21 protein-coding genes are annotated in these 20081 nt (G+C 68.9%); 5 read left to right on the plus strand and 16 right to left on the minus strand.

Annotated features, from left to right (window positions below; genetic code table 11):
* The first annotated feature begins 129 nt into the window (after window positions 1–129).
* The 4 genes from JL37_RS16340 (at window position 130) to JL37_RS16355 (ending at window position 5852) form a co-directional block, all read left to right on the plus strand.
* The gene (locus JL37_RS16340) at window positions 130–669 is read left to right on the plus strand and encodes a DNA-deoxyinosine glycosylase (RefSeq protein ID WP_043545369.1); all 540 of its coding nucleotides are present in this window, start codon (window positions 130–132) and stop codon (window positions 667–669) included.
* A gap of 126 nt (window positions 670–795) precedes the next feature.
* On the plus strand, window positions 796–1566 hold the full coding sequence (dsrO, locus tag JL37_RS16345; protein WP_043545372.1) for a sulfate reduction electron transfer complex DsrMKJOP subunit DsrO: 771 nt from the start codon (window positions 796–798) through the stop codon (window positions 1564–1566).
* A gap of 19 nt (window positions 1567–1585) precedes the next feature.
* The gene (gene nrfD / locus JL37_RS16350) at window positions 1586–2620 is read left to right on the plus strand and encodes an NrfD/PsrC family molybdoenzyme membrane anchor subunit (protein ID WP_043545373.1); all 1035 of its coding nucleotides are present in this window, start codon (window positions 1586–1588) and stop codon (window positions 2618–2620) included.
* Window positions 2621–2651: 31 nt separating this feature from the next.
* The gene (locus JL37_RS16355; protein WP_043545374.1) at window positions 2652–5852 is read left to right on the plus strand and encodes a tetrathionate reductase subunit A; all 3201 of its coding nucleotides are present in this window, start codon (window positions 2652–2654) and stop codon (window positions 5850–5852) included.
* A 21-nt stretch (window positions 5853–5873) separates the two neighbouring features.
* On the opposite strand, the gene ccmI is transcribed toward JL37_RS16355, so the two are convergent.
* From ccmI to JL37_RS16435, 16 genes are all read right to left on the minus strand, one after another.
* The gene (gene ccmI / locus JL37_RS16360) at window positions 5874–7130 is read right to left on the minus strand and encodes a c-type cytochrome biogenesis protein CcmI (RefSeq protein WP_043545375.1); all 1257 of its coding nucleotides are present in this window, start codon (window positions 7128–7130) and stop codon (window positions 5874–5876) included.
* Window positions 7127–7594 carry a cytochrome c-type biogenesis protein gene (locus JL37_RS16365; RefSeq protein ID WP_156124334.1) on the minus strand — a complete coding sequence of 156 codons (468 nt, stop codon included), beginning with the start codon at window positions 7592–7594 and terminating at the stop codon, window positions 7127–7129. The genes ccmI and JL37_RS16365 overlap by 4 nt, the downstream gene beginning before the upstream one ends.
* Complete coding sequence (locus JL37_RS16370; protein WP_043545377.1) at window positions 7594–8115, minus strand: DsbE family thiol:disulfide interchange protein; 522 nt, start codon at window positions 8113–8115, stop codon at window positions 7594–7596. The genes JL37_RS16365 and JL37_RS16370 overlap by 1 nt, the downstream gene beginning before the upstream one ends.
* A complete protein-coding gene (locus JL37_RS16375; protein ID WP_043545378.1) occupies window positions 8115–10124 on the minus strand; it encodes a heme lyase CcmF/NrfE family subunit in 2010 nt (669 codons plus the stop codon). The genes JL37_RS16370 and JL37_RS16375 overlap by 1 nt, the downstream gene beginning before the upstream one ends.
* On the minus strand, window positions 10121–10585 hold the full coding sequence (gene ccmE / locus JL37_RS16380) for a cytochrome c maturation protein CcmE (protein ID WP_043545379.1): 465 nt from the start codon (window positions 10583–10585) through the stop codon (window positions 10121–10123). The genes JL37_RS16375 and ccmE overlap by 4 nt, the downstream gene beginning before the upstream one ends.
* Window positions 10582–10755, minus strand: coding sequence for a heme exporter protein CcmD (gene ccmD / locus JL37_RS16385; protein ID WP_043545380.1), 174 nt, complete (start codon window positions 10753–10755; stop codon window positions 10582–10584). The genes ccmE and ccmD overlap by 4 nt, the downstream gene beginning before the upstream one ends.
* Window positions 10752–11537, minus strand: coding sequence for a heme ABC transporter permease CcmC (ccmC, locus tag JL37_RS16390; RefSeq protein WP_043545381.1), 786 nt, complete (start codon window positions 11535–11537; stop codon window positions 10752–10754). Before ccmC ends, ccmD begins: the two co-directional genes overlap by 4 nt.
* A 22-nt stretch (window positions 11538–11559) precedes the next feature.
* A complete protein-coding gene (ccmB, locus tag JL37_RS16395; protein WP_043545382.1) occupies window positions 11560–12225 on the minus strand; it encodes a heme exporter protein CcmB in 666 nt (221 codons plus the stop codon).
* The gene (gene ccmA / locus JL37_RS16400; protein WP_043545383.1) at window positions 12191–12874 is read right to left on the minus strand and encodes a heme ABC exporter ATP-binding protein CcmA; all 684 of its coding nucleotides are present in this window, start codon (window positions 12872–12874) and stop codon (window positions 12191–12193) included. The genes ccmB and ccmA overlap by 35 nt, the downstream gene beginning before the upstream one ends.
* Window positions 12861–13499, minus strand: coding sequence for a cytochrome c3 family protein (locus JL37_RS16405; RefSeq protein WP_043545384.1), 639 nt, complete (start codon window positions 13497–13499; stop codon window positions 12861–12863). Before JL37_RS16405 ends, ccmA begins: the two co-directional genes overlap by 14 nt.
* A 16-nt stretch (window positions 13500–13515) precedes the next feature.
* A complete protein-coding gene (locus JL37_RS16410) occupies window positions 13516–13992 on the minus strand; it encodes a nitrate reductase cytochrome c-type subunit (RefSeq protein ID WP_043545385.1) in 477 nt (158 codons plus the stop codon).
* Window positions 13993–14012: 20 nt separating this feature from the next.
* The gene (napA, locus tag JL37_RS16415; protein WP_043545387.1) at window positions 14013–16508 is read right to left on the minus strand and encodes a periplasmic nitrate reductase subunit alpha; all 2496 of its coding nucleotides are present in this window, start codon (window positions 16506–16508) and stop codon (window positions 14013–14015) included.
* Window positions 16492–16809, minus strand: a complete 318-nt coding sequence (locus JL37_RS16420; protein WP_043545389.1) for a chaperone NapD — start codon at window positions 16807–16809, stop codon at window positions 16492–16494. Before JL37_RS16420 ends, napA begins: the two co-directional genes overlap by 17 nt.
* Window positions 16810–16832: 23 nt before the next feature.
* The gene (gene napE / locus JL37_RS16425) at window positions 16833–16991 is read right to left on the minus strand and encodes a periplasmic nitrate reductase, NapE protein (protein ID WP_042793085.1); all 159 of its coding nucleotides are present in this window, start codon (window positions 16989–16991) and stop codon (window positions 16833–16835) included.
* A gap of 209 nt (window positions 16992–17200) precedes the next feature.
* Window positions 17201–18055 carry a 3-keto-5-aminohexanoate cleavage protein gene (locus tag JL37_RS16430; protein ID WP_043545390.1) on the minus strand — a complete coding sequence of 285 codons (855 nt, stop codon included), beginning with the start codon at window positions 18053–18055 and terminating at the stop codon, window positions 17201–17203.
* On the minus strand, window positions 18052–19014 hold the full coding sequence (locus JL37_RS16435; protein ID WP_043545391.1) for a 3-hydroxyacyl-CoA dehydrogenase family protein: 963 nt from the start codon (window positions 19012–19014) through the stop codon (window positions 18052–18054). The genes JL37_RS16430 and JL37_RS16435 overlap by 4 nt, the downstream gene beginning before the upstream one ends.
* Window positions 19015–19135: 121 nt before the next feature.
* On the opposite strand from JL37_RS16435, the gene JL37_RS16440 reads away from it, so the two are divergent.
* Window positions 19136–20044, plus strand: coding sequence for a LysR family transcriptional regulator (locus JL37_RS16440; protein ID WP_043545393.1), 909 nt, complete (start codon window positions 19136–19138; stop codon window positions 20042–20044).
* Window positions 20045–20081 lie beyond the last annotated feature (37 nt).

A 20081-nucleotide genomic window follows, 5' to 3' on the forward strand; every position in this document is an offset into this window, starting at 1 on the left:
TCGTCATGGTTATGAAGATAAGGGCGCAACGCCCGCGGCGGTAGTCCCTGCCACTGATAAGCACTGTTCTACCTATCGGACGGTGGGGCGCGGGCGGCCGGGCCGCGCCGCCTCGCGTATCCTGTCGCCATGCGAACCAGTGTGGACCCGGCCCGGGCAGGGCAAAACGATCAGGTGCGGGGCTTTGCTCCGGTGGCGGCGCCCGACGCCCGCATCCTGGTGCTGGGCTCCATGCCCGGCGTGGCCTCGCTCAGGCAGGCCCGCTATTACGCGCATCCGCGCAACGCCTTCTGGCCCATCGCGGCCGCCGTGCACGGCTTCGATCCCGCGCTGGACTACCCCGATCGCCTGCTTGCGTTGCAGGCGGCGGGCGTCGCCCTCTGGGACGTGCTGCAAGCCTGCGAGCGCCCCGGCAGCCTGGATGCCGACATCCGTGGCGACACCCTCGTCGCCAACGATTTCGCCGCATTCCTGGAACGCCACCCGGCCATCGTCCGCGTGTGTTTCAACGGCGGCAAGGCCGCCTCCCTCTACCGGCGCCACGTGCTGCCCGGCCTCGCGGCCAGCCTGGAATACGTCGACCTGCCGTCGACCAGCCCCGCGCACGCGGCGGTCTCGTTCGAGCAGAAGCTGGCCGCCTGGAGGCGGGCGCTCACGCTTCGGGATTGAGGGCGGATACCCGATAAAGCAGGGGAAAACCCGGGTAATCCGTCCCCGGTTGATTCAAATCAAGCCTCTATATAACTCCAAGTGATAAGTTAATTCTTGTAGCAGATATGCGCTTGGAGAACCGTTATGCATACCCCCGCCAGCCCCCCGGAAACGCCTTTGCCGGGTAAACGAGGCTTCCTGAAAGGACTTCTTGGGCTGGGGGCGGCGGCCACCGTCATACCCATCCGCGCCGAAGCGACGGGCTTGAACGGCCAGCCTCCGCGCCGTCCGGGCATGCCCGGCAAGCGTTACGGCATGGTTGTCGACATGCGCAAATGCATCGGCTGCCAATCCTGTACGGTCAGCTGTTCCATGGAAAACCTGCCCCCCATCGGGCAGTTCCGCACCACCGTCCTGCAATACGAAGTCACGCCCGATGCCGGCGGCCCCGCCTCCATGGTGATGTTGCCGCGCCTGTGCAACCACTGCGACAACCCGCCTTGCGTGCCCGTCTGTCCGGTGCAGGCCACCTTCCAGCGAGAAGACGGCATCGTGCTGGTCGACAACGAGCGTTGCGTCGGCTGCGCGTACTGCGTGCAGGCCTGTCCCTACGATGCCCGCTTCATCAACCATGAAACCCAGACCGCCGACAAGTGCACGTTCTGCGAGCACCGGCTGGAAGCGGGGCTGCTGCCGGCCTGCGTGGAAAGCTGCGTGGGCGGCGCGCGCGTGATCGGCGACTTGAACGATCCGGAAAGCGCGATCTCCCAGCTGCTGGCCGAGCACAAGGCCGACGTCAAGGTGCTCAAGCCCGAAATGAAGACCGATCCCCACGTCTATTACATCGGCCTGCCCGATGCGTTCGTCCATCAGGTCGACGGCCAGGCCGGCGTGCGGCTGGCCGGCGGCCATTGAGCCATCGAAGGGGATATCCATGCAGATCTCGGAATTGCTCACACCGGTCTATGACGCGGCCTGGCTGCCCTGGGCCGTGCAGTACTTTTTCCTCATCGGCATCAGCGCGACCACCGCGCTGACCGCCGCGTTCGCCGCCTTCGGGCGCGCGGATTCGCCCGCCCGGCGACTGCTGCCCGCCGCCGTGACGGTGCTGCTGGTCAGCGCCATCGCGGCGCCCGTCTCGCTGCTGGCCGATCTGCACCAGCCGGGGCGGTTCTGGCATTTCTACGCGCATTTCACGCCCTGGTCCTGGATGTGGCTGGGCGCGCTGCTGCTGCCGGTATTCGTGACCCTGTCGCTGCTGTTCTGCGCCGCCTGGTGGTGGGGCCGCGCCAGCTGGATGCGCGCGGTGGCCGCGGCGCTGGCCGTCTCGGCATTGTCCATCCTGGTCTACACCGGGGCCGAAGTCATGGTGCTGCGCTCGCGGCCGCTGTGGCACACGGTGTTCCTGCCCGTGAACTTCGCGCTGACCGCGTGGCTGGGTTCGCTGGGCGCCATGTTCCTGGTGGGCCGATGGCTGCCCGGCGGCACGCGCGCCTTGCCGGTGGACATGCTGCGCCGGCTGAGTCTCACCGCCGTCGTGATGATGGCGCTGGGCGCCGGCGCCTGGGCGCTGCTGGGCATGCTGGGGCTGGATCCGTCCTTCGACGCCGCCCTGCGCCTGTTCGCCGAATTCCCGATCTGGCGCGTCAGCCTGGCGGGCGCCGTGATCACTGCCTTCTGCATGATCGCGCTGTTGCAGCGTCCCGCCCGGACGTTGGCCGAGCCCCTGCCATCGGCCGCGCTGGCGCTGACCATGCTGGCCGCCGCCTGGATCTTCCGCTGGGTCGTATTCATGAGCGTGCAGGGCGTGCCGAAGTACGGCGCCGGCCTCTATCTGTACGACATGCCCTGGGGCAGCGACGGTCTGCTCGGCATGGTGGGCGTGCTGGGCCTGTGCGTGGCGCTGATCGCCGCCGTGACCTACGCCCTGGAACTGTTCCCCGCGCGCAAGCGGGGCATGGCCGCCTGAGGCAAGACGAAAGAACATGGAAAAGAAAGCAATGGACAAGCAACACCAAGACGGCAAGCCTGACGCGGAGGCGGCCGGCGCGGCGGACCAGCCGCGTGACGAGGCGCGGCGCAAGCTCATGATGCGGGGCGGCCTGGTCGCCGGCGGCATGGCGGCTTTTGCTGCGGGCTACGGTGAAACCGTGACCCGCGCGGTCAAGGGCCTGGCGCAGGGCACGGCCGGCGTGCCGACGGCCCATGCCGTGCGCGGCAACTCGCTGGTTCCCGAATTCCGCATCGATCCCTTGACGGGCGTGCTCAGCGCCCAGCCGGGCCAGACCGTCAGCCCTTCGAGCTGTCTCGGCTGCTGGACCCAGTGCGGCGTGAGGCTGCGCGTGGACACCAAGGAAAACCGCATCCTGCGCGTGGCCGGCAATCCGTACCATCCGCTGGCCACGACCCGGCCCGCCGCGATGGAAACGCCGGTGCGCGAGGTCTACGCGCAACTGGGCGGCGACAACGGCCTGGAAGGGCGGGCCACCTCGTGTGCGCGCGGCTCGGCCATGCTGGAGCAGATGAACAGCCCCTTCCGTGTGCTGCAGCCGCTGAAGCGGGTGGGCGCGCGCGGCGAGGGCAAGTGGCAGACCATTTCGTTCGAGCAGCTGGTGCAGGAGGTCTGCGAAGGCGGCGACCTGTTCGGCGAGGGCCATGTGGAGGGGTTGCGCGCCATCTTCGACCGCGAGACGCTGCTGGACCCGCAAAACCCCGAGTACGGCGCCAAGGTCAACCAGTTCCTTTTCACCGACGCCTCCAACGAAGGCCGCACTCCGCTGATCCAGCGCTTCGCGGGCCAGTCGTTCGGCACGGTCAACTTCAGCAACCACGGCTCCTATTGCGGCCAGAGCTTCCGCGTGGGGACGGGCGCCGCCTTTGGCGACCTGAAGGGCATGCCCCACGGCAAGCCCGATTGGGACAACGCGCGCTTCGGCCTGTTCATCGGCGCGGCGCCGGCGCAGGCGGGCAACCCGTTCCAGCGCCAGGCCCGCCAGTTGGCCGAGGCCCGCGTGCGTCCCGAAGACAACGGTTTCAGCTACGTGGTCGTTTCGCCGGTGCTGCCCGCGTCTTCCAGCCTGTCGGCCGGATCGGGCAACGAGTGGGTGCCCGTCAATCCGGCGAGCGACCTGGCGCTAGCCATGGGCCTGATCCGCTGGATCCTGGAGCATGAACGCTTCGACGCCCGGATGCTGTCGCAGCCCGGACCCGCCGCCATGAAGGCCGCGGGCGAGGCTTCCTGGACCAACGCCACCCATCTGGTGGTGGCGGAAGCGGGGCATCCGCGCCAGGGCAGCCTCCTGCGCGGCGCGGACCTGGGCTGGCCGCGTCCGGCCGACGCCGGCGAGAAATGGGAGGACGTGTACGTCGTGCGCCTGGAAGACGGCACGCTGGCGCCGCATACCTCGGCCTCGCCCGCCGCGCTGTTCGTCGACGATGCCGTGGCCGCGCCGGGCATGGAAGGCGCGCCGCAGGCGCTGCGCGTCCGTTCCTCGCTGTCGCTGCTGCGCCAGGAAGCGCAGCGCAAGACGCTGGACGAATACGCCGCGCTCTGCGGCGTGCCGGCCGCGAAGATCGCGTCGCTGGCCGAACGCTTCACCAGCTACGGCAAGCGGGCCGTCGCCGACGCGCATGGCGGAACGATGAGCGGGGCAGGCTTCTACACGGCCTATGCCATCGCTATGCTGAACACGCTGGTGGGCAACCTGAACGTGGAAGGCGGCCTGGTGCTGGACGCCGGTCCGTTCCCGCCCTACGGCCAGGGGCCGCGCTACAACATCGCCGGTTTCGCCAACCGCGCCACGCCGAAGGGCGTGGGGCTGTCGCGCAACCGCTTCCCCTACGAGAAGTCCAGCGAGTTCAAGCGCAAGAAGGCCGCCGGCCAGCCGGCCTATCCGGCGGACGCGCCCTGGTACCCGGCCACCGGCGGGCTCAGTTCCGAGATGCTGGCCTCCGCGCTTGCAGGGTACCCGTACCGCGCCAAGGTCTGGTTCAACCACATGAGCAACCCGCTCTACGGCATTGCCGGCCTGAAGCGCGTCGTCATCGACAAGATGAAGGATCCGAGCATCCTGCCCCTGGCTGTGTCGATCAACCCTTTCATCAACGAGACCAATGCCCTGGCCGATTACATCGTGCCGGACACGGTGACCTACGAAAGCTGGGGCGTGTCGGCGCCCTGGGCGGACGTGGTGGCCAAGGCTTCCACCGTGCGCTGGCCCGCCGTGCAGCCGCGGGTGGCGCGCACCGCCGCCGGCGAGCCGGTCTGCCTGGAAACCTTCCTGATCGCCTGCGCCAAGCGGCTCAACATGCCGGGCTTCGGCGCGAACGCCATCTCGGACAAGGACGGCGCCAAGTACGCGCTCGACACGCCGGAGGATTTCTTCCTGCGCGGCATGGCCAACATCGCTTTCGCGGCCGGCCGGCCGGTGCCGGAAGCCAGCGACGACGACATGGCGCTGACGGGCGTGGACCGCTATGGCGACCTGCTGCGGCAAAAGCTCAAGCCGGGCGAATGGCGCCGGGTCGCGATGCTGATGAGCCGGGGCGGGCGCTTCGACAGGATGGAGGATGCCTGGGCTGGCGAGGGCGCGGCGCGGCAGACGCGCCTTGCCTACGCCAAGCCGCTGCACATCTGGAGCGAGGAGCTGGCGAGCTTCCGCCACTCCATGACCGGCGAGCGCTACAGCGGCTGCCCGACCTGGTATCCGACCCGCCTCGCGGACGGCCGCGACATGCGCGCGGAATACGGCAAGCAGGACTGGCCCTTCCTGCTCAGCTCGTTCAAATCCAACCTGATGAGCTCCATGTCCATCGGCGTCAATCGCCTGCGCCAGGTGCATCCGCACAACCCGGTGTCGATCAACCGGCAGGACGGCGAGCGCCTGGGCATACGCAATGGCGACGCGGTGCGTATCGTGACGCCCGGCGGCGCGGTGACGGGGCTGGCGCTGTTGCGCGACGGCATCCAGCCGGGCGCGGTCGCCATCGAGCACGGCTATGGCCATACCGAGCTGGGCGCCCGCGCCCACGTGGTGGATGGCAAGCCCATGCCGCATGACCCGGCGCTGGGCGCGGGCGTGAACCTGAATGACCTGGGCTTCGGCGACGCCACGCGCGGCGAGCACGCCAACGTCTGGATCGATTGGGTATCCGGCGCGGCGGTGCGCCAGGGGCTGCCGGCGCGGATCGAGCGCGCCTGAGGCGCGCGCGGCGCCGGCGGCCTAGCGCACGACGGTATCGGCCACCAACTCCAGCCCGTCGGCCTGGATGCCGACGTCGGACAGCGCGCCGCCCAGGTCTCCGGGCCTGGCGGCCGCGGCGCCCGACCGGCTGACGCGGATCTCCACCCGCACCTTGCCGGCGCGCGACAGCGTTGCATCCGGCGACATCGCGCTGCTGTCGTCCAGCACGAAATCACGGGGCAGGTCGGCCACCTGCATTCGCAGGATGGCCAGCGGCATGCGCGGACCGTCCTCCGGACGCGCCAGGATGAATACGGTATCGGTGGGCGCGACCTGGCTGCGCAGCGCGTCGGCGATGCTGGCGCGTCCACGGATGCGGGCGGTGGAAGCAGCGGCGCCCGGCGCGGCGGATGCCGCCGCGGCAGGGGCGGGCGGCGCGCCCGTCGCCATGGCGCGGGCCTGGGCGATATTCGATTGGATCTGCCTGGCCGCCTCCGATCCCGGCGGCAACAGCGCCTGCAGGCGTTCCCAATGCGCCAGCGCTTCGGCCGCGTCGCCTCGGCGCAGGGCCATCATGCCTGCCAGCGCCAGGGCCTTCGGCTGGTCGGGCTGCGCGGCCAGGGCCTGCGCGACCGCCGCAACGGAGGCCGCGTCGGGCGCGCCCTGGTTGGCGGACAGCAGCGCGTCGGCCAGGTCGGCCAGCACGGCGGCCTGGCCCGGCACCAGGCGCAGCACCTGCTGGTAGGCGGCGACGGCATCGGCGTAGCGGCCCAGCGTTTCGTAGGACCGCGCCAGCATGTACCAGCCATCGGCGTCGTCGGGCGCGCCTCGCAGGCGCTGGGCCAGCGCATTGATCGCGAGCGCCATGTCGTCGCTCGAAGCGCCCGACGCTCCCGCGTGCGGTTCGGCCGGAATGGCGGCGGCGCCCGCGGCCGCGCGCGGATTGCCCAATTGGCCGTATAGCAGCACGGCGGCCACGGGAATGAGCACGCTGAGCAGGCAGGCGGCAGCCACGCCCGCGCGCTGGCCGGCCCAGGGCGCGGTGCGCGCGCGGCGCAGATCCAGGTCCTGCAGCAGGTCGCGCTGCATTTCTTCTTCGGCGCGCGCCTGCGCCTCCGCGCTCAGGCTTCCGTTCTTCAGGTCCCGCCGCAACTGTTCGCGTTGCGCCAGGTAGAACGCGCGCACGTTGTCGTCGGCGGCTGCCTGCGCCGCGGGCGCGCGGCGCAGTAGCGGCGGGATCAGGCAGAGCAGGGTCGCCAGCAGCAACACCACGACGATGAGCCAGAGCGTGGTCATGAGCCGGTATCCAGGAAGCGGGCGGCGCGCTCGCGCTCGTCCGCGGTGAGCGGCGCGCGGGGGCCGGATCGGCGCCTGAGCGTGCGCAGCAGCACGGCGAAGCCCAGCGCCAGCAGGGCGAAGGGCCCCAGCCACAAAAGCCAGGTGATGGGCTTGAAGGGCGGGTCGTAGCGCACGAAGTCGCCATACCTGTCCTCGAAGAAACGCATGATCTGCGCATCCGTCCTGCCTTCCGCGAGCTGGCTGCGGATCAGCTTGCGCATATCGTGCGCCAGCGGCGCGTTGGATTCGGCCAGCGTCTGGTTCTGGCATACCAGGCAACGCAGGCCGTGGGCCAGCTTGTCGGCGCGCTGTTCCTGGGCGGCGGAAAGCGCGGGCGTTGCAGGGGCTTGCGCCGGCGCGGGCGCCGGGCCCAGCAGGACAAGCGCCAGGGCCAGGGCGGGAAGGCAGGACAGCCGCCGCATCATTTCAGCGCCTCGATCGCCGGCAGCATGTGGCTGCGCCAGATTTCGGGGGTGATCAGGCCCAACTGCCGGTAGCGGATGCGGCCGTTCTTGTCGATCACGAAGGTTTCCGGCACGCCGTAGACGCCGTACTCGATGCCGACGCGGCCGTCGGCATCGCTGGCCGAGGCGATGTACGGATTGCCGTTGCGCGCCAGCCAGGCCGTGGCGTCTTCCGGCTTGTCTTTGTAGTTGAGGCCGTACAGCGGAATCCCGTGGCGCTGCGCGGCCTCGCGCAGCACGGGGAGCTCGTCGCGGCATGGGCCGCACCAGGAGGCCCACACGTTCAGCATCCAGACCTGTCCTCGCAGCGCCTGCACGTCCAGTTTCTGGCCGGGCGCCAGCAGGACGGGCAGGCCGATTGCAGGCGCCGGCTTGTCGATCAGGACGGAAGGCACGGCCCGCGGGTCGCGGGACAATCCCAGAGCCAGGAATACGGCCATCGCCAGGAAGGCGGCCAGCGGCAGCAGGTAGCGCAGCATCAGGCTCCCTCCCGCGTGGGCCGTACGGCCTGAGGCCCGGGCTCCTCACGCGCCCGCGTCCGCGCTTCCAGCGCGCGGCGATAGCGCTTGTCGCCGGCCGCCAGCAGGCCGCCCAGCGCCATCAGGATGCAGCCCGACCAGATCCAGGTCATGAAGGGTTTGACCTGCAGGCGCACGGTCCAGGCATTGCCGCCCACCGGCTCGCCCAGCGCCACGAACAGGTCGCGCGTAAAGCCGCTGTCGATGTCCGCCTGGCTCAGCGCCATGTCCTGTACGGTATAGAGGCGTTTTTCGGGATACAGGGTGATCACCGGCTTGCCCCCGCGCGTGACGGGGAAGACGGCGCGCTGCGCGCTGTAGTTGGGGCCCGCGGCCGGCCCTACGCTGGCGAACGTGAACCGGTAGCCGCCGGCCTCGCGCGTTTCGCCCAGCTCCATCCGCAGTTCCTGCTTGACTTCGTAGCCGTTGGCCAGCGTGACGCCCGCGATGAACACGCCCACCCCGGCGTGGGCCAGCAACATGCCATACCACGAGCGCGGCTGGCGGCCCAGCCGGCGCAGCCAGTCGCCGTCGCCGCCGGCCAGGCGCTGCCAGGCATGGGCGGCCGCGCTCGCCACCGACCACGCCGCCAGCCACAGCCCCAGGATGACCAGGGGAGACCCAAGCCGCGCCGGGCCGGGCATGGCCAGCGGCAGCAGCACGGCGGTGGCCACGCTGACGGCGAAGGCCACGCGCAGGCGGCGTGCCAGGTCCGGAGGCTCCGCCTGCTTCCAGCGAGCGACGGGGCCCACGCCCATCAGGAAGATGGCGGGCGTCATCAGCGGCACGAACACGGCCTCGAAGTAGGGCGGGCCGATGGAGATCTTGCCCCATTCCAGCACGTCCAGCACCACCGGATACAGCGTGCCCAGCAGCACGGAACCGGCCGCCACGGTCAGCACCACATTGTTCGACAGCAGCAGGGACTCGCGCGATAGCAGCGAGAAGCCGCCGCCCAGGCCCACCGCCGGCGCGCGCCAGGCATACAGCGCCAGCGAGCCGCCCACGATCGCGGTCATGAAGGCCAGGATATAGAGCCCGCGTCCCGGATCCACCGCGAAGGCATGGACGGAGGTCAGCACGCCCGAGCGCACCAGGAAGGTGCCCAGGATACTGAGCGAGAACGCGCAGATGGCCAGCAGCACCGTCCAGCTGCGGAACGCGCCGCGCCGCTCGGTCACGATCAGGGAGTGGATGAGCGCGGTGCCCGCCAGCCAGGGCATGAAGGAGGCGTTCTCCACCGGGTCCCAGAACCACCAGCCGCCCCAGCCCAGCACATAGTAGGCCCAGGCGCTGCCCAGCAGGATGCCGATGGTCAGGAAGGTCCAGGCGGCCAGCGTCCATGGCCGGACCCAGCGGGCCCACATGGCGTCCAGCTCTCCGGACAGGAGCGCGGCGATCGCGAAGGCGAAGGCCACGGAAAAACCCACGTAGCCCATGTACAGCATGGGCGGATGCACGATCATGCCGGGATCCTGCAGCAGTGGATTCAGGTCGCGTCCGGCCATCGCCGGCGGCATCAGGCGTTCGAACGGATTGGACAGGAACAGCAGGAACAGCAGGAAACCCACGCTGATCCAGCCCATCACCGCCAGCACTCGTCCGACGAAGGGCAGCGGCAGCTGCCGGCTGCACAGCGCCACGGCCAGGCTCCAGGCGGTCAGCAGGTACAGCCATAGCAGCAGCGAGCCCTCGTGCCCGCCCCAGACCGCCGCGAAGCGATAGCCGGCCGGCAGGTCGGCGTGCGAGTTGGCCGCCACGTAAAGAACCGAGAAATCGTTGTCCAGGAAGGCCCAGGCCAGGCAGCAGAAGGCCACCGTGGTCAAGCCGAACTGCCCGATGGCGGCGGGCCGCGCCACCCGCAGGCCCGCCTGCCAGCCGGTGGCCGCGCCGACCAGCGGCAGGATGCCTTGCGCCAGCGCCACCAGCAGCGCCAGGATCAGGCTGAACAGGCCGATCTCCGGAATCATCGCGCCTCCGCCCGCATGGAGCCCGCGGACGCCGCGCTCGGGCTGGCCCGCTTGAGCGCGTCGGCGGCTTCGGGCGGCATGTAGTTCTCGTCGTGTTTGGCCAGCACCTCGGTCGCGCGGAACACGCCGTCGGGCCCGAGCTTGCCCGCCACCACCACGCCCTTGCCCTCGCGGAACAGGTCGGGCAGCAATCCCTGGTAGCTCACCGGCACCGCATGCGCCGTGTCCGTCACCACGAAACGCAGCGTCAGCCCGTCGGCCTCGCGGCGCAGCGATCCCTGCTCCACCAGGCCGCCGACGCGGAAGCTGCCGCTGCCGGGCGCTTCCTTGGCGATGACCTGGGTGGGACTGAAGAAGAACACCAGGTTGGATTGCAGCGCGTTGAGCACCAGCGCCGCGGCCAGCGCCAGCAGGCCCAGGCCGCCGGCGATGGCCAGCGCGCGGCGCTTGCGCGGGCTCATGGCCTGGCTCCGTCGGAGCGGCCGGAGAGGGAGTCCGGCGCCGTCCGACGAGCGCGGGCCCGCCGCCACAGTACGAAGGCCTCCAGGCCGATCAGCGCCAGCGTCATTCCATAGGCGCCCAGCAAGTAAGGGCCGTGGCCCTGCAGCGAGAACAGCGCGTCCCAGCTCATCGCGCCTCCCGCGGGGGCCGGGCCGCGCGCGCGGCGGCGGGTTCGCGCTCGGCGATGATGCCGCGCACCCTGGCCAGCGCCGCCGCCGCGCTGTAGAGCCAGAACGCCGCCACCATGAGCAGCATTGCCGCCACCATGATGTTCGCCATGCTGGGCGCGGTGGTTAGGTTGATGGAGGCGCCCTGATGCAGGGTATTCCACCAGCGGACCGAGAAATAAATGATGGGCACGTTGATCACGCCCGCCAGCAGCAGGATGGCGCCGCCGCGGTCCGCCCGCTCGGTATCGTCGGAGGCGGCCGCCTGCAAGGCCATGAAACCCAGGTACAGGAACAGCAGGATCAGTTCGGAGGTCAGGCGCGCGTCCCAAACCCACCATGTGCCCCAGGTGGGCTTGCCCCACAGCGCGCCGGTCCAGAGCGTCAGGAAGGTGAAGAGCGCGCCGGTGGGCGCCAGCGCCCGCATCATCATGAACGAGAGGCGCGTGTGAAAGATCAGGCCCAGCGCCGCGTACATGGCCATGACCAGGTACAGGAACATCGACATCCAGGCCGCCGCGACGTGGATGAAGAGGATGCGGTAGACCTCGCCCTGTTGGCTGTCGGTGGGAGCGACAGCCAGCCCCACGTACAGCCCGGCGCCGGCCAGCAGCGCGGCGGCCAGCGCCAGCCACGGGATCAGCCGGCCGGCCAGGGGATAGAACAGGGCGGGCGAGGCATAGCGCAGCCAGACCGGGGAGGAGGCGGGGGAAGGGCGGGCGTCCAGGGCGGGATTCTTCTGCATGGCGTCTTCGTATCTACACGCGCTAGTCCAGCGCCACGCGCAGCGCCGCGGACGCGCTCCAGGGGCACAGCAGGATGGCCAGGCACAGGCAGGCGCCCAGCAGCGACAGCTGCGGTCCCGCGCCCATGCCCGCATGCGTGGCCGATACGGCGCCGGCGCCGAAGATCAGCACCGGCACGTATAGCGGCAGCACCAGCAGCGGCAGCAGGGCCCCGCCGCGCAGGCCGAGCGTCAGCGCCGCGCCCAGCCCGCCTACGAGCGCCAGGGTGGGCGTGCCCAGCAGCAGCGACAGCACGAGGATGCCGATGGCCTGCGGCGCCAGGCCGAATTGCAGGGCCAGCACAGGGCTGGCCAGTATCAATGGCAGGCAGCTGCTGAACCAGTGCGCCGCGAGTTTCACGCCTACCAGCAACGGCAGCGGATGCGGTGACACCAGCAATTGTTCCAGCGCGCCGTTGTCGTAATCCTGCGCGAAGGGACGGTTCAGGGTCAGCAGGATGCCCAGCAGCGCGCAGACCCACAGCACGCCCGGCCCGATCGCCAGCAGCAGCGCCGGGTCGGGCCCGACCGCCAGCGGGAACATCGCGCCCGTCACAATAAAGAACAGGGTGGCGCCCAGCGTATCCGCCGGCCGTCTCCAGGCCAGCCGGATTTCACGTAACGCCAACTGCGACAGCGTAGCCAGCATCCGCGTAGTCATCCATGTCCAGGGTTTGGGTGTGGGCGGCGGCCGTGCCCGGATCGCGGTGCGACGCGACCACGGCGGCTCCGCCTCCGGCCAGGTGGGCGTCCAGCGTCAGGCGCAGCCGCTCCAGGCTGGCCGCGTCCAGGCCGGCGTCGGGTTCGTCCAGCAGCCACAGGGGCTTGCTGCCCAGCACGATCGCCGCGAGCGCCAGGCGTCGGCTCTGTCCTTGGGACAGGCGCAGGGCGGGCAGGTCGGCGCAGCGGTCCAGCCGCCAGTCGCGCAGTGTTTCGGCGATGCGCGGCTGCGGCCGCGGCGTGCCCGCGACGTGCAGGGCGTAGCGCAGGTTCTCCACGGCGCTCAGTTCGCCGCACAGGCCGTTGCCGTGCGCCAGGAACGACATGCCGGAGAAATACGCCGAGGGGTTGCGGCGCACGTCGCGGCCATGCCAGAGCACGCTGCCCGCCAGAGGCCGCAGCAGGCCGGCGAGCGTGCGCAGCAGGCTGGTCTTACCGCTGCCGTTGGCGCCGCGCACATGCAGCAGCTGGCCGGCATGCAGCTCGAAATCCACCGGACCCGGCCCCCGCGGACCGCCGCGGCGGCTGGCCAGCCCGCGCGCGCAGAGGACGGGAGGCGGCGCGTCAGCGGGCCGCATGCGCGACCTCTTTGCCGGCTCCCGCCGGCTCGGGCGCAAGCGAGGTCTGGCCCGGCCCCATATTGGGCAACTGGTGGGCGATGCCCTTGTGGCAGTCGATGCAGGTCTTGCTCTTGTCGGCCAGGTAGGTGGAATGCATGTTCTGCGCGCGCACGCTCTGGCGCGTGAAGTCCATGTAGTCGTAGTTGTGGCAGTTGCGGCATTCCAGCGAATCGTTGGCCTTGAAGCGCGCCCATTCGTGCTGGGCCAGTTCCAGGCGCTTGTCCACGAACTTCTCGCGGGTGTCGATCGTGCCGAAGATCTTGCCCCACACCTCCTTGGACGCCTGCATCTTGCGCGCGATCTTGTCCGTCCAGTTGTGCGGAACGTGGCAGTCGGAGCACAGCGCACGCACGCCCGAGCGGTTGGTGAAGTGGATGGTGCCCTTGAGCTCGGCGTACACGTTGTCGCGCATCTCATGGCAGCCGGTGCAGAACTTTTCCGTATTGGTGAGTTCCATGGCGGTGTTGAAGGCGCCCCAGAACAGGATGCCGCCGATGAACCCGCCCACCGTCAGGAAGCCCAGGCTGAAGTGCACGCTGGGCCGGCGGACGATGTTCCAGTAGCGCTTGATGAGTTTGACCATGGCAGCCTCCCGTCCTTTACTTCTTGTCGGACGCCGGAGCGGTCAGGCGCTTTAGGATCACATCGATGTCCTGGTAGGTGTTGGTCACCAGCGGCTTGGCTTCGGCCTGCGGCACGTGGCATTGCACGCAGAAGTAGCGGCGCGGCGACACCTCGGCCAGCACATTGCTGTCGCGGTCCATGTAGTGGGTCACGCTCAGGGGCGGCGCCTGGGTTTCCTCGGTATTGACCCGGGCGTGACAGGACAGGCAGCGGTTGAAGTTTTTGTCGATCTGGTAGCCGTCGATCTTGTGCGGGATGGTGGGCGGCTGCATCGAATAGGTGCGCATCCGCTTGATGTCCTTGTTCTCGATCGGGCTGATGAGGGGCGGATCGGTCTCTTGCGCGACCGGGGTGGGGCCGCGCATCGGGTCTTCCACCTCCAGCGGCGGCGCCGCCCAGGCGGAGGAACCGAGGACGACGCACACGGTGAGGGTGAGGGCGCGTAGGTTCATGGCTGTCTCCGGTTCGCCTTTCAGACCTTGACGATCTTGACCGCGCACTTCTTGAAGTCGGTCTGGAACGAAATCGGGTCGGTGGCGTCCAGCGTGACCTTGTTGATCAGCTGGCCGGCGTCGAACCAGGGCACGAAGACCAGCCCGCGCGGCGGCTTGTCGCGTCCGCGCGTTTCCACGCGCGTGCGCATCTTGCCGCGCCGCGACACGATTTCGACCTCGACGCCGCGCCGCAGGCCCATTTCCTGCGCGTCGTCCGGATGCATGAAGCAGACGGCGTTGGGGAAGGCCTTGTACAGCTCGGGCACGCGCCGCGTCATGGAGCCCGAATGCCAGTGCTCCAGCACGCGCCCGGTCGACAGCCAGAACGGGTATTCCTTGTCGGGAGATTCCGCGGGCGGTTCATAGGGCAGGGCGTAGATGATGGCGCGGCCGTCGGGGTTGCCGTAGAACTCGAAGCCGGCGCCCGGCTTCACGTAGGGGTCGCTGCCTTCGCGGTAGCGCCAGAGGGTCTCCTTGCCCTTGACCACCGGCCAGCGCAGGCCGCGGACCTCGTGATAGGTATCGAACGGAGCCAGGTCGTGGCCGTGGCCGCGGCCGAACTCGGCGTATTCCTCGAACAGGCCCTTCTGCACATAGAAGCCGAAGGCGTCCGATTCCTGGTTGGCGTAGTCCTTGGCGCGCTCGGTGTTGGGGTACCGGTTGACCTTGCCATTGGCGAACAGCACGTCGAACAGGGTCTTGTCGCGGTATTCGGGCTTCTTGGCAAGCAGGTCGGCGGGCCAGACTTCCTCGACCTTGAAGCGCTTCGAGAACTCCATGAGCTGCCACAGGTCGGAGCGGGCCTGGCCCGGGGCGTTGACCAACTGGTGCCAGAACTGGGTACGGCGTTCCGCGTTGCCGTAGGCGCCTTCCTTTTCAACCCACATGGCCGCCGGCAGGATCAGGTCGGCCGATATGGTGGTGACGGTGGGGTAGGCGTCCGACACCACGATGAAGTTCTCGGGGTTGCGGTAGCCCGGCAGGCCCTCGTTCATCAGGTTGGCGGCGGCCTGCATATTGTTGTTGACCATCACCCAGTAGGCGTTGATCTTGCCGTCCTTGAGCATGCGGTTCTGCAGCACGGCGTGCGCGCCCACCTTGCTGGGGATGGTGCCGTCGGGCAGTTGCCAGAGTTCTTCGGCATGGGCGCGGTGCTTGGGGTTGGTCACCACCAGGTCGGCCGGCAGCCGGTGCGAGAACGTGCCCACTTCCCGCGCCGTTCCACAGGCGGACGGCTGGCCCGTCAGCGAGAACGGGCTGTTGCCCGGCGTGGAAATCTTCCCCGTCAGCAGGTGGATGTTGTAGACCATGTTGTTGGCCCAGACGCCGCGGGTGTGCTGGTTGAAGCCCATGGTCCAGAAAGACGTGACCCGCACCTTCGGATCGGCATAGAGCTCGGCCAGGTCCTGCAGCTGTTTCTTGGGCACGCCGCTCAGCTTCGACGTGTAATCCAGGTCGTACTTGGAGACGAACTTGGCGAATTCCTCGTACGTGATCGGATGCGAGCCGCCCGCCTTGTCGGCGTTCTTGGCGGCTTTCTGCAGGGGATGGTCGGGACGCAGCCCGTAGCCGATGTCCGCGTTGCCTTCGTGGAACACCGTGTGCTTGTCCACGAAATCGCGGTTTACCCGCTTGGTCTGGATGATGTGGTTGGCGATGTAGTTCAGGATCGCCAGGTCCGTCTGCGGGGTGAAGGTCAGGGTCAGGTCGGCCAGTTCGTACGAGCGGTGCTCGAACGTGGATAGCACCGCCACCTTGGTCTTGGGCGCCGACAGCCGGCGGTCGGTAACCCGCGTCCACAGGATCGGATGCATCTCCGCCATGTTGGAGCCCCACAGCACGAAGGCATCGGCGTTCTCGATGTCGTCGTAGCAGCCCATGGGCTCGTCGGCGCCGAAGGTGCGCATGAAGCCCACCGCGGCCGAGGCCATGCAATGGCGCGCGTTCGGATCCAGGTTGTTGCTGCGAAAGCCCGCCTTCATCAGCTTGAGCGCGGCATAGCCTTCCCATACCGTCCATTGCCCCGAGCCGAACATGCCCACGGCTTCGGGCCCTTTGTCCTTCAGCACCCGCTTGAATTGCTCGGCCATGACGTCGAAGGCCTGGTCCCAGGACACCGGGGCGAACTCGCCGTCCTTGGCGTACTTGCCGTCCTTCATGCGCAGGAGCGGCGTGGTCAGCCTGTCGTTGCCGTACATGATCTTGGACAGGAAATAGCCCTTGACGCAGTTCAGCCCCTTGTTCACCTCGGCATTGAAATCGCCGTGCGTGGCCACGACCTGGTTGTCCTTCACCGCGACGTTCACGCCGCAGCCGGTCCCGCAGAACCTACAGGGGGCCTTGGACCACTTGAGCTTGGCGGCCTCGGACTCGGTGACGATGTTCTGCGTGTAGCCGACGATCGGGATGCCGGCCACGGTGGCGGCTGCGGCTGCGGCGGATTGCTTGATGAAGTCTCTACGAGCCATTGCCATCGTCAATCTCCTCGTTCATCGCGTCCAGCGTGTCGGAATGCTGGTAGACCAGCGCCGACGCCAGCACGCCATCCAGGCGCTGGATCTCCGAGATCCGGCCCATCATGTCGTCGGTGGAGGATGCTTCCAGGGTGACCACCAGTTTTCCGGTGTCGGAAGCGCCATGAATTTCGGCGCCCGCGATGGCGAGGATCGCTTCGCGGACGCCAGGCAGGCGGCGCGGCGCGGCATGCACCACCAGGCTGGCGATGTGCAGCTCCGGCGGCGCCGCGGGCGGCGCAGAATGGGGAAGGGCGGACATGGAGGGGGTTCCGTCGCGTTGCATCAGCTGCCGGGAGGGCCGGCGAACAGCTGATAGAACCAGACGAGGAAACCGTAACCCGCCACGATGATGACCGACAGGACGGGGGCCATGACTGCCGTCAGGAACAGGAAACTTCGGAGTTCCTGCGGCTTTGTGTAGCCATCAGACTCGTTTTGCACACACCACCTCGCTGCGACGTTTGGGGCATTGCGTTTAACGTGCGGATGTCGAAGTTTTTAGCAGATGGCCTTGAGCGGCGTCAATGTTGCGCCACGGCAAAAAAACACCGGGCGTTGCGCCATGCGGAACCGTGCAAGATGCTGCCAAAAAAAATGCCGACGGCCCCTGGGAACCGCCGGCTTTCCGGAGGGCTTGCTGGAATGCGTCTCTAGCGCACCGCACCATAGATGTGGCGGGCGTCGGCCGCGGTGGCCAGCGGCCGGCCCAAGGCTCGCGCGCCTTGCGCCGCCTGTTCCACCAGCGCCGCGTTGCCGGACGCGAGGCTGCCGTCGCGCAGCTTGAGGTTGTTCTCGAAGCCGACGCGCATGTGGCCGCCGAACGCGGCCGCGGTCGTGACGCAGGCGTTTTCCTCTGGGCCGAAGGCGCACACCGCCCAGGGCAGCGATTGGTCGTACGCGGCCAGGAACGGCAGCAGGTCGTAGGCCGATGAGGTCTGGCCCGCGCTGTAGCGGCCAAGCACGAACAGCACAGACCATGCGCCCGGCGGCACCAGCCCGCGCTGCCGCAGCGCCAGCCAGCGCCGCACGTCGCCTTCGTCGTACAAAATGATCTGCGTCATGATGCGGCGCTCGGCAATCCAGGCCAGGAAGGCCGCCAGTTCCGCCTCCGGAATATCCGGCACGGCGATCTCGCGCAGCCCGATGGAGACCGCCTCGGGCTGCAGTTCCCGCACCAGGGCGATCTGCTCGGCCGCCTTGTACACGCCGGCTGCCTCGCTCGTCACCTGCACCAGCAATTCGTCGCCGACGGCGCGGTGCACGGCGGCCAGGGCGTCGCGGTAGGCCTGCGCGTCCAGCAGGTGGCTGCCGTCGGGCTTGCGCACATGCATGTGCATCATGGCGGCGCCCGCGTCCAGGCAGGCCCGGGCTTCCCGCGCCAGGGCGTCCGCCGTCAGCGGCACGGCCGGATGGTCGGCCGCCTGTTTGTAGGCGCCGTTGGGCGCCACGGTGACGATGACGGGAGAGCCGGCCAGCGGGGCGGGAGCGAAAGGAAGCGCGTTCATGGCTGGATCTCCGGGAGTTCAGGGGCGATCAGGTCCAGGCCGGCGCGCAGCAGCCGGTCATAGCGCTCGCGCTCGGCGGCGATGGTTTCGGGCGTCCAGGCGTAGAAGCCTTCGCCGGCCTTCATCCCGTGGCGGCCGTCCTGCGCGCGCTCGGTCAGGCAGCGGGCCGGATGGTCGGCGTTGCAGAACGTGGGGTACATGGTCGCGCCGGCGGCGGCGTGCACGTCGATGCCCGCGTGGTCGCGCTGCATGACGGGGCCCGCCGCCAGGAAACGGAAGCCGAAGCCGAAGCGCACGGCCGCGTCCACGTCTTCCGGCGAGGCGATGCCGCGGTCGATCAGGTCGAAGGCCTCGCGCGACAGCGCATGCTGCAGCCGGTTGGCCAGGAAGCCGGGCAGGTCCTGGCCCACTTTGACCGGCACGCTGCCGCAGCGCCGCATGAAAGCGATGAGCGTGTCCGCGCAGGCGGAGTCGCTGGCTTCGCCCAACACCACTTCGACCAGCGGCACCAGGTGCGCGGGCATGAAGAAATGCAGGCCCAGCATGCGGCCGCGCGTGGCCAGGCCCTGGCCGATCGCGCTGATCGGGAAGCTGGAACTGTTGCTGGCCAGGATGGCGTCCGGCCGGGCGCGCCGTTCCAGGTCCGCGAACAGCGCCTGCTTGATGTCCAGGCGTTCGGGAATGCATTCGATGACGAGATCCACGCTGGACCAGTCCACTGCGTCCAGGTCCGGCGCCGTGGTCAGCAGCGACACATTCTCCTTGCGGCCGATGGTATCCAGGTTCGCGGCGACGCGCGCCGGCAGGCCCGCCGCGCGTTCGGCGTTCGACTCGATCACCGTCGTCCGGCAGGACGCCCGGGTCAATACCACGGCGACGTCGGCGCCCATCGTGCCGCCGCCCACCACCACCGCGTGCGCCGAACCCGGATTGGGCAGCGCTTTCGCGTCCGTCTGCATGGTTTGCTCCTTATCTTGAAACTACGCTGGAGCCGAGTGTAGAGAAGCCACTTTGATTGATGAATCAGATTTTTTGGATAGAATGATCTTTAAATCAGATCAATGACGAACGGTGGGGCCCATGCAGATCAATCTCTCGATGCGCGATATCGACACGACGCTGGTCCTGGGCCGCACGCTCAACTTCCGCCAGGCGGCGGCGCAACTGCACCTTTCCCAATCGGCCCTGTCCACGCAGATACAACGCATCGAGGACGGCCTGGGCGTGCGGCTCTTCGACCGCACCACGCGCACCGTCCGGCTCACCGCGGCGGGGGAGGTCTTCATGCAGCAGGCGGCGAGCCTGCAGGTGGCCTTCCGCGACGCCGTGGCCGCCGTCAGCGGCATCGTCAATGCGGAGCAGGGGCAGGTCTCGGTAGCGGCCTTGCCCTCGGTGGCCGCGCGGCTGCTGCCGCGCGTGCTCATGGCCTACCGCCAGGCCCATCCCCTGGTGGCGCTGAAGGTGCGCGATACCTTGTCGGGACCGGCCTTCGACCTGGTGCGCGCGGGCGAGGTGGACTTCGCGTTGACCGCCGCCGACCCCCAGCACGCCGATCTGCACTACGTGCCCCTAATGTCCGACAGCTTCCTCCTGCTGATCCCCGAGGCGCACCCCCTGGCCCGCGCGCGCGGGCCGTTGCGCTGGGCGGACACGGCCGACGCCGCGCACGTGTCCATGGTGCAGCCAAGCAGCGTGCGGCAATACACCGAATGGGCGTTCCTGCAGAACCGCATCCGCTTCTCGCCTGCGTTCGAAGCCGAGCACCTGACCACCATCGTCGCCATGGTCGAGTGCGGATTCGGCGTCGCCGCGCTGCCCGAAATCGCCGCGGGCGCCGTGGCGCAGAACGGAATCGTGCAGCGCCCGCTGATCGGTCCGGTGGCCGAACGCTCGATCGGCCTGGTCACCTCGCGCAACCGCAGCCTGTCGCCCGCGGCGGCGGCGTTGGTGCAGGCCTTGAAGGACTACCTGGCCGCTCAGCCGCGCTAGGCGGGGTAGCGGGCGATGCGACTTTCGGGGGCATGGC

It is taken from the genome of Achromobacter sp. RTa (genome assembly GCF_000757485.1).
GTDB lineage: Bacteria > Pseudomonadota > Gammaproteobacteria > Burkholderiales > Burkholderiaceae_B > Achromobacter.

What these genes read in the sequence shown, in the direction of transcription:
- ccmC (WP_043545381.1), bottom strand. Translation starts at nt 11,537, where the DNA reads ATGCAGAAGAATCCCGCCCTGGACGCCCGCCCTTCCCCCGCCTCCTCC.
- JL37_RS16370 (WP_043545377.1), bottom strand. Translation starts at nt 8,115, where the DNA reads ATGCTGCGCTACCTGCTGCCGCTGGCCGCCTTCCTGGCGATGGCCGTA.
- ccmD (WP_043545380.1), bottom strand. Translation starts at nt 10,755, where the DNA reads ATGAGCTGGGACGCGCTGTTCTCGCTGCAGGGCCACGGCCCTTACTTG.
- JL37_RS16375 (WP_043545378.1), bottom strand. Translation starts at nt 10,124, where the DNA reads ATGATTCCGGAGATCGGCCTGTTCAGCCTGATCCTGGCGCTGCTGGTG.
- JL37_RS16410 (WP_043545385.1), bottom strand. Translation starts at nt 13,992, where the DNA reads ATGAACCTACGCGCCCTCACCCTCACCGTGTGCGTCGTCCTCGGTTCC.
- JL37_RS16365 (WP_156124334.1), bottom strand. Translation starts at nt 7,594, where the DNA reads ATGCGGCGGCTGTCCTGCCTTCCCGCCCTGGCCCTGGCGCTTGTCCTG.
- nrfD (WP_043545373.1), top strand. Translation starts at nt 1,586, where the DNA reads ATGCAGATCTCGGAATTGCTCACACCGGTCTATGACGCGGCCTGGCTG.
- JL37_RS16420 (WP_043545389.1), bottom strand. Translation starts at nt 16,809, where the DNA reads ATGTCCGCCCTTCCCCATTCTGCGCCGCCCGCGGCGCCGCCGGAGCTG.
- ccmI (WP_043545375.1), bottom strand. Translation starts at nt 7,130, where the DNA reads ATGACCACGCTCTGGCTCATCGTCGTGGTGTTGCTGCTGGCGACCCTG.
- JL37_RS16435 (WP_043545391.1), bottom strand. Translation starts at nt 19,014, where the DNA reads ATGCAGACGGACGCGAAAGCGCTGCCCAATCCGGGTTCGGCGCACGCG.
- napA (WP_043545387.1), bottom strand. Translation starts at nt 16,508, where the DNA reads ATGGCAATGGCTCGTAGAGACTTCATCAAGCAATCCGCCGCAGCCGCA.
- ccmE (WP_043545379.1), bottom strand. Translation starts at nt 10,585, where the DNA reads ATGAGCCCGCGCAAGCGCCGCGCGCTGGCCATCGCCGGCGGCCTGGGC.
- dsrO (WP_043545372.1), top strand. Translation starts at nt 796, where the DNA reads ATGCATACCCCCGCCAGCCCCCCGGAAACGCCTTTGCCGGGTAAACGA.
- JL37_RS16440 (WP_043545393.1), top strand. Translation starts at nt 19,136, where the DNA reads ATGCAGATCAATCTCTCGATGCGCGATATCGACACGACGCTGGTCCTG.
- JL37_RS16430 (WP_043545390.1), bottom strand. Translation starts at nt 18,055, where the DNA reads ATGAACGCGCTTCCTTTCGCTCCCGCCCCGCTGGCCGGCTCTCCCGTC.
- JL37_RS16405 (WP_043545384.1), bottom strand. Translation starts at nt 13,499, where the DNA reads ATGGTCAAACTCATCAAGCGCTACTGGAACATCGTCCGCCGGCCCAGC.
- ccmA (WP_043545383.1), bottom strand. Translation starts at nt 12,874, where the DNA reads ATGCGGCCCGCTGACGCGCCGCCTCCCGTCCTCTGCGCGCGCGGGCTG.
- JL37_RS16355 (WP_043545374.1), top strand. Translation starts at nt 2,652, where the DNA reads ATGGACAAGCAACACCAAGACGGCAAGCCTGACGCGGAGGCGGCCGGC.
- ccmB (WP_043545382.1), bottom strand. Translation starts at nt 12,225, where the DNA reads ATGCTGGCTACGCTGTCGCAGTTGGCGTTACGTGAAATCCGGCTGGCC.
- JL37_RS16340 (WP_043545369.1), top strand. Translation starts at nt 130, where the DNA reads ATGCGAACCAGTGTGGACCCGGCCCGGGCAGGGCAAAACGATCAGGTG.